Source organism: Pedobacter sp. (assembly GCF_045628745.1).
Taxonomy (GTDB): domain Bacteria; phylum Bacteroidota; class Bacteroidia; order Sphingobacteriales; family Sphingobacteriaceae; genus Pedobacter.
Genome location: NZ_JAZQPU010000106.1, coordinates 1 through 6,534 on the forward strand (window position 1 = coordinate 1; position 6,534 = coordinate 6,534).

Annotated in this window: 6 protein-coding genes; 2 read left to right on the plus strand and 4 right to left on the minus strand. The window is 39.0% G+C overall.

Going from position 1 to position 6,534, the window contains the following annotated elements; all coding sequences use genetic code 11:
* Positions 1 to 196: 196 nt before the first annotated feature.
* The 3 genes from pelA to ACR2F7_RS04595 are packed head-to-tail and all read right to left on the minus strand — an operon-like array spanning position 197 to position 4,852.
* Positions 197 to 1,228, minus strand: coding sequence for a pectate lyase (gene pelA / locus ACR2F7_RS04585; RefSeq protein ID WP_432712414.1), 1,032 nt, complete (start codon positions 1,226 to 1,228; stop codon positions 197 to 199).
* A 2-nt stretch (positions 1,229 to 1,230) separates the two neighbouring features.
* Positions 1,231 to 3,180, minus strand: a complete 1,950-nt coding sequence (locus ACR2F7_RS04590; protein ID WP_432712415.1) for a glycoside hydrolase family 88/105 protein — start codon at positions 3,178 to 3,180, stop codon at positions 1,231 to 1,233.
* Between the two features lie 4 nt (positions 3,181 to 3,184).
* Positions 3,185 to 4,852 carry a glycoside hydrolase family 28 protein gene (locus ACR2F7_RS04595; RefSeq protein WP_432712416.1) on the minus strand — a complete coding sequence of 556 codons (1,668 nt, stop codon included), beginning with the start codon at positions 4,850 to 4,852 and terminating at the stop codon, positions 3,185 to 3,187.
* Positions 4,853 to 5,039: 187 nt separating this feature from the next.
* Here ACR2F7_RS04595 and ACR2F7_RS04600 point away from each other — a divergent pair, with 187 nt between their 5' ends.
* Together ACR2F7_RS04600 and ACR2F7_RS04605 are read left to right on the plus strand one after the other, a co-directional pair.
* On the plus strand, positions 5,040 to 5,621 hold the full coding sequence (locus ACR2F7_RS04600) for a YceI family protein (RefSeq protein ID WP_432712417.1): 582 nt from the start codon (positions 5,040 to 5,042) through the stop codon (positions 5,619 to 5,621).
* Positions 5,622 to 6,124: 503 nt separating this feature from the next.
* On the plus strand, positions 6,125 to 6,280 hold the full coding sequence (locus tag ACR2F7_RS04605; RefSeq protein ID WP_432712418.1) for a hypothetical protein: 156 nt from the start codon (positions 6,125 to 6,127) through the stop codon (positions 6,278 to 6,280).
* Here ACR2F7_RS04605 and ACR2F7_RS04610 read toward each other — a convergent pair.
* Positions 6,258 to 6,534 (minus strand): pectinesterase family protein (locus ACR2F7_RS04610; protein WP_432712419.1); only part of this gene is annotated, 277 nt, incomplete at its 5' end. The genes ACR2F7_RS04605 and ACR2F7_RS04610 overlap by 23 nt on opposite strands.

The window sequence follows — 6,534 nt, forward strand, 5'->3', positions numbered from 1 at the left end:
ACTGAAGTACCTTTTCTGGAAGTTCAAATATTGCTTCATTCGGCACAATAACCTGTGCAGCATCTATACTTTTTAAATTTTCTCTCTTTAAGATCATTTATATCTTCTATTACATTTGGTCAAAAACAATTCTACATATTATATAAAACAATCAGCAGTATTCTACTTAAATTATTTGCGCAATCGTCATCGGCAATTAAGGGTTTTTCTGCACCCATTGTGCATATTTTTTATCAAATAACTTGGCTGGCCAAGTGCCATACCAGGCATAACCCACGCGTCTTTCATGTTCAATTTCGGCTACTGTTTTTTTCTTCTCGCCATCCCTACCCGTAAAGAAAGGCTCATTGGTGTCGATATCATAAAAGCGTGCCCAAATGGTTGAAGCCGGATCTTTAACCAGCACCTTATCAATACCCTTAGGGAGGCTTGCGTCTTTAACAGTGGCAAAGTTATAACCTTCAATTTTAGCCGTTTCAAACCAGGAAACAGCGCTGTGGATAGCCTTTTTGATTTCTGGGCAAGGCTTTTTAATGCGCATCAAAAACTCAACAATACCTACAGATTCCATTCCACTGAGGGAAACCAATTCAAAAGCACGTGCTTTGGCAGGCTTTAAGGTGTTTTCATCATATTGTGCACACCATACGGTTAACTTACCATTTACTAAAACTTGAGTCTTCAAAATACATTGAATGCCCTTCTCGACAGCTGCCTTGGCCTGTGTTTTAAAAGGCTCTCCTAGTATTTCAAAGCCATTTTTATCCGTTGCAATATCCTGCATTATATTCAGCACACTGATCATGGCATTATCGTTATAGGTTACTTGTCCCCGATAAAGGTTGTGCAAAGGATAATACTGGGGCCAGCCCCCATTGGCATATTGTGCTTTAAAAAGATAGTTGATTCCTTTTTTTGCAGCCTGCAGGTAACGCAGATTTTTGGTTTTCTGGTAGGCAGGGATCAGGTAAAGAATTTCCCTGGTGGTCGCTTTATTATCTATGGTAGCATCTTGCGCTAGTGAATCTGCCTGGATAGCCTTTTTCTGCTGTGCTGTAAGTTGTTTTTCATATTTGACAACCTCTTTGCCTATGGCTTTCGGCCATCCGCCAACACTACGTTGGTAAACCAGCATATTTTCTGCCAGCGAATCTGTAACTTGTTGGGCTTTACCCGGAGTAAGGAAAGCAACTGAAAACAGTAAAAAAAAGAACGTTAATTTATGCATGGCTATTTGGTTTTAGCAGGTATTTGCGAAGAAATCCACTGGATGAGCTCGCCCCCAGCCTGGAAATTATCATATTCAGCAGGCAGCTTTCTGCCATCAACATATTCATTGTATAACCATGGATCTCCGATAAGGAATACCGATCCCTTGCCGAATTTACTCACAGCCATCACCACATCGCCATCTTTATCTTTCAGTACTGGTTTTGCCGCTTTAGCTACATTTAAGCTGCTGTATTCTTTGATGTTGGGTTCTCTTGCTGATTTAAACAAAGGATTTGCCACTGGCACCTCCACTTTGCCCATCTCAAACTTATTGCTCACCACCCTTCCCTTGCTGTTGTAATTAAACTGCACGTCGAAATTTTTAACCAGTTCATTCAGGTGCGTAAGTTCAGCATTACCAGTATCGTTGGCCATAATCACTAATACACCACCTGCTTTTACCCAGTCAACAATAGCTTTGCGGTGTGCAGCGCCAATAAACTGTGGTTCTGGTGTTTCTTTTTCTGTATCTGGATCTACAATAATGTATACCGCTGCTTTCTTTAAATTAGCCGCAGTGGGTGCCTGGTAAAGGGTAGACAGGTTAAAGCCCGCTTTTTCAAACTGGCCGCCCCACATGCTGATTCCATTATTTCCTCTTTCTTCCCATTTGTAATGATAAGGGATCATCTTTCCACTCTGGTCTTTTTTATGCTCATTGTTGAAATAGGAATCCAGCATTACTGTTTTGCCTAGTCCTGGTTTCGCCATTGCAGCGGCTTCCATTTCATTGGCAGCCAATAAAAATGCACCTACACCTTTTGGATCGTTGGTGATTACCTTTTCGCTCATGTAATAAGCAAAACTGCCATCGCGGTAAGGTTTACCACCTAAACCAGATACCGATACGGTACCTTTTAAATTCACCTGTCCGGCTTGTTGTCCTTTTTCAATAAATTCTTTTTTTATACCTTCATAACCTTTATTGGCAACACTCAAATAAGCTTCACTGAGGTATCCTTTGCGGATTCCTTTTCTAATGGTGCAAACAAACATGCTTGACGCTGATGCCTCTAAATAGTTTTCTTTTTTGCCACCTAAGTCTAAAATATCATACCAAAGGCCTGTTTTAGGATCCTGATAAGCTTTGATGGCTGTAGCCATACGATTTAAAATAGCGATCAGCTCTTTGCGACGTGGATGTTGCTCCGGAAAAAAATCAAGCACATCTACCAGTGCCATGCCATACCAGCCCATTGCCCTGGCCCAGAAATGTGGTGAGGTACCTTTTTTAGGATCTGCCCATTTTTGTGCTTTAGATTCATCCCAGCCATGGTATAATAAACCTGTTTTGGCATCACGGGCATGTCGCTCCATGTAAACAAACTGGTTAACGATATCATCAAAAGCTTCATCCTGATGGGTTAAGGCCGCATATTCTGTATAAAAAGGCGAACCCATATACAATCCGTCTAACCACATCTGGTAAGGATAGATCTTTTTATGCCAGAAGCCCCCTTCTTTAGTCCGTGGCTGATTTTTTAGCTGGTTCCATAAAGTGGTAGCCGCCTTAAAATATTTCGCTTGTCCGGTTACTTTGTATAGTGTTAAAAGGGTTTTTCCGTTTTTAACATTATCAATGTTATAGTCTTCTTGTTTGTACCTTCTGATTTCTCCCTCAGGACTGATAAACAAATCCATGGACTTTTGCATGTATTTAAAGTACTCACCATTGGCTGTTCTGCGCCACAGGCCATCTATACCTTCTAGAATTACGCCCTCATCATAAGCCCACTTTACGGGTTTAGGATTGGCAAAATCCATGATCAGAGAATCTTTCCAAATGGTCATTACCGTAGCAGCCATTTGTTCAGAAAGGTTTTTCTCTTGTGCCTGCAAACCCGCAACCGGGGCGGCAAACAGCAAGCACGCTGATAAAGTTTTTAATACATTTTTCCCGTTCATCATCGCCTTATTTAATGGTAAGTGATTTTTTCTGTGCGCCATCGCCAAATACAACTTTGTTGGCTGCATTTGTAGTGCTCACCCCACTAGTGCTGATCTTTTGGTTATTTTCACCATTGATGCTGAACAATAAGGCTGCTTTATTATAGACTACATTTTTAAAGGATAATTCTTTTCCATTGTAAATTTTAATCACAGGATCAGTATTTTTAAGCTCCAGGTGTACATTACTGAACTGTACATTTTTAGCTTCCTGTAAATCGATACCCGCATCTGCCTTGATCACCAGGTTGTCTAAGAACAAATCGCTGATGGCCATTTCTGGCAAGCCTCTAACAAATACAGCTTTAGATGCACCATCGCAAGTGATGTTATTGATATAGAAATTTCTGAAAATTGGCGTTTCTTCTGTTACCGGCAATAACTGAACTTTAGGTGCCGTTCTTTTTTCGCCTTGCAAAGGTATTGGATCTACAGCGGCATAATACATGTCGAACAAAATGGCTTCACCACTGATGTCTTTCATATTGATATCTTTGGCGTAGATATTTTCTACAACACCGCCTCTGCCACGGGTAGTTTTAAATCTTAAACCAATGTCAGTACCGATAAATGAACAGTCAGAGATAAAGATGTTTTTTGCACCGCCAGACATTTCACTGCCTATAACAAAACCACCATGGGCATGGTAAACCGTACTGTGGCGAATAACAACGTTTTCAGTAGGCATGCCACGTTGACGGCCATCAGCATCTCTGCCAGATTTAATACAGATGCCATCATCGCCCACATCAAAAGTACTGCCTTCGATCAATACATTTTTGCAGGATTCAATGTCAATACCATCGCCATTTTGTGCATACCATGGGTTTTTAACATATACATTTCTTACAGTCAGGTCTTCGCACATCAGGGGATGTAAATTCCATGCCGGTGAGTTTTGAAAAGTAACACCTTCCAATAAAATCTGCTTGCAATTAGTTAAAACCAATAAATTAGGTCTTAAGAAATCTTTAATTTCTTCATAATAAGCAGGTGATCTATCTGCCGATATTTTACCAGCATCTTTAATTTTTGATCCTTTAAGGCCTTTTTCTGTTGGGTACCATCCTTTTTTAGCCTCGTTCAAAACACCACCCGATGCCACTAGCTTATTCCATTGGTTTTCTGTTAATTTATCTTTTTTAACCATTCTCCAGGCTTCACCTGCGCCGTCAATAATACCGTAACCTGTAATGGCAATGTTGACTTCATTGTTGGCCCACAGCGGACTTTGGTTACGCATTTGCGGCATGCCTTCCCAATTGCTTTTTACCAATGGGTACTGGTCATAATCTTTGGTAAATTGCAGCATCGCATTTTTCTGCAAATGCAGGTTTACATTACTTTTCAGTTCAATAGGACCACTTAACCATAAACCAGCAGGGATAACGACTACACCCCCTCCTTTTTTATTGCATGCGGTAATGGCATCATTGATACTTTTTGTATTTAGGGTGATGCCATCTTTTACTGCACCATAATTGATAATATTTAAGGTGTCTTTCTTAAATTCAGTTGATTTAACAACAGGAAGGTTGTCAAATGAGTAAGGTCTGTTGCTGGCTGATTGTTGCGCCGCTGCTTTAAGGCCTAATACACTTAGGCTCAAAAAGAGGAAATGGAACTTGTTCATGAATATTTGGTTATGATTCTTAATGTTCAATACTAAACAAGTCTACATAGTTTTAATGCATAATAAAACTAATCTGCCTAAAATAAGTATGCAATCGTTCCCAGTAACCCTAAAAAATTTTCTTATCCTATGTTAATAGCACTTCGTTTAATTTTAACTCTATTTGTAAAAAAAATAAAAACCCTATATGAAAAAATTAATTTTATTTGTTACTGTTCTTAGTACCGGCCTTTTTGCTTTTAAACCAGTTGCTGAATCTGTTTGGACTATTGATAAAGCCCATTCTAAACTAGGTTTTGAAATTACGCACATGATGATTTCTGACATTGAAGGTTCTTTCAAGAAAGTAGAATCTACTGTTACAGCCTCTAAAGCTGATTTTTCTGATGCTGTAGTTACTTTAAGTGCTGAGGTGAGTTCTGTAAATACAGACAATGAAAAAAGAGATGCGCACTTACAAAATGCTGACTTTTTTGACGCTGCTAAATACCCAACATTAACTTTCAAAAGCACTTCCTTCAAAAAAGTAGCTGCTAATAAATTTAAAGTAACAGGAAACCTTACTTTCCACGGTGTAACTAAACCAGTAACTTTAGATGCTACTTTAAAAGGTATGGCGACTAGCCCTCAATCTAAAAAACAAATTGCAGGTTTTAAAGTAACAGGTACAATCAAAAGAGCTGACTTTAATTTCGGTACTAAATACCCAACTGCTATGTTAAGCGATGAGATTACTTTGAATGCAAATACTGAATTTGTTCAGAACTAATTAAATAGTTAATTTTAAAAAAAGAGGGGCTCAATCGTTGTAAAACGATAGGGCCCCTCTTTTTTTGTTCAAGAATTTCAACTGTGTTGGTTAAAAATTTCAAATGACTAGAAGTATAAATCAGCTTGATGTCAGCTAATAATTAAGTTATCCGTATGAAGGCGTTCAGAGGGCGTTGGCAAGGCCTTCAGTTATCAATCGATATAGGAAGGCCCTACGAAGGCCCTACCAACGCCCTCTGAACGCTATGGAAACTAATAGCTGTAGATTAGTTTTAATTAACTGGAAGTAAACACCTGAATACTTTATACAAAGCCGCTGCATTCACTCAGAAAAATAATGTTATAAAGGTAGAACAGTGGGGAAATTATTGCTATAGGTTTACATATTGTATCACTGTTTCAGGATTTACAAATGTTGTTGAGCCTTTCTAAAAGTATTTAAAACAAAAAGTTGCCGTATCGTTTACCGATACGGCAGCTTTTTTGATTATAACTCAAATTATGATGTTTACTAGAATTTATGTGATGCTTCAGGCTATACAACAGACCGAAAATAGAAATGTACAACATTTACCTGTGCTTAATGGCTATTACAATTTTGATGAGCCTCAGCTCTTTGCTGTAAAAATTGCTTTTATTGAGGATCCCAGCCTTTAAAGATTTGCGTTAGGCTATAAGCTGCTAAATCTTTTTCTTCCAGCTGATAAGACCAGGCTACACGTTTTTGGGGTTGAAACCCTTTGCCGCGGTTTTTATACTCTGCATAATAAGCCGTGCTTTCATTGCTTTCTTTACCCCAGTTGTTCCATCCTTCAGCTTTGATCAATGATGGAAGGTCGCAATTGATAAATACAGCTTTACCATAAGGCCGCCATGGTCTGCCCAGGTAAAAGGAGCTTTCTGGCGCATTA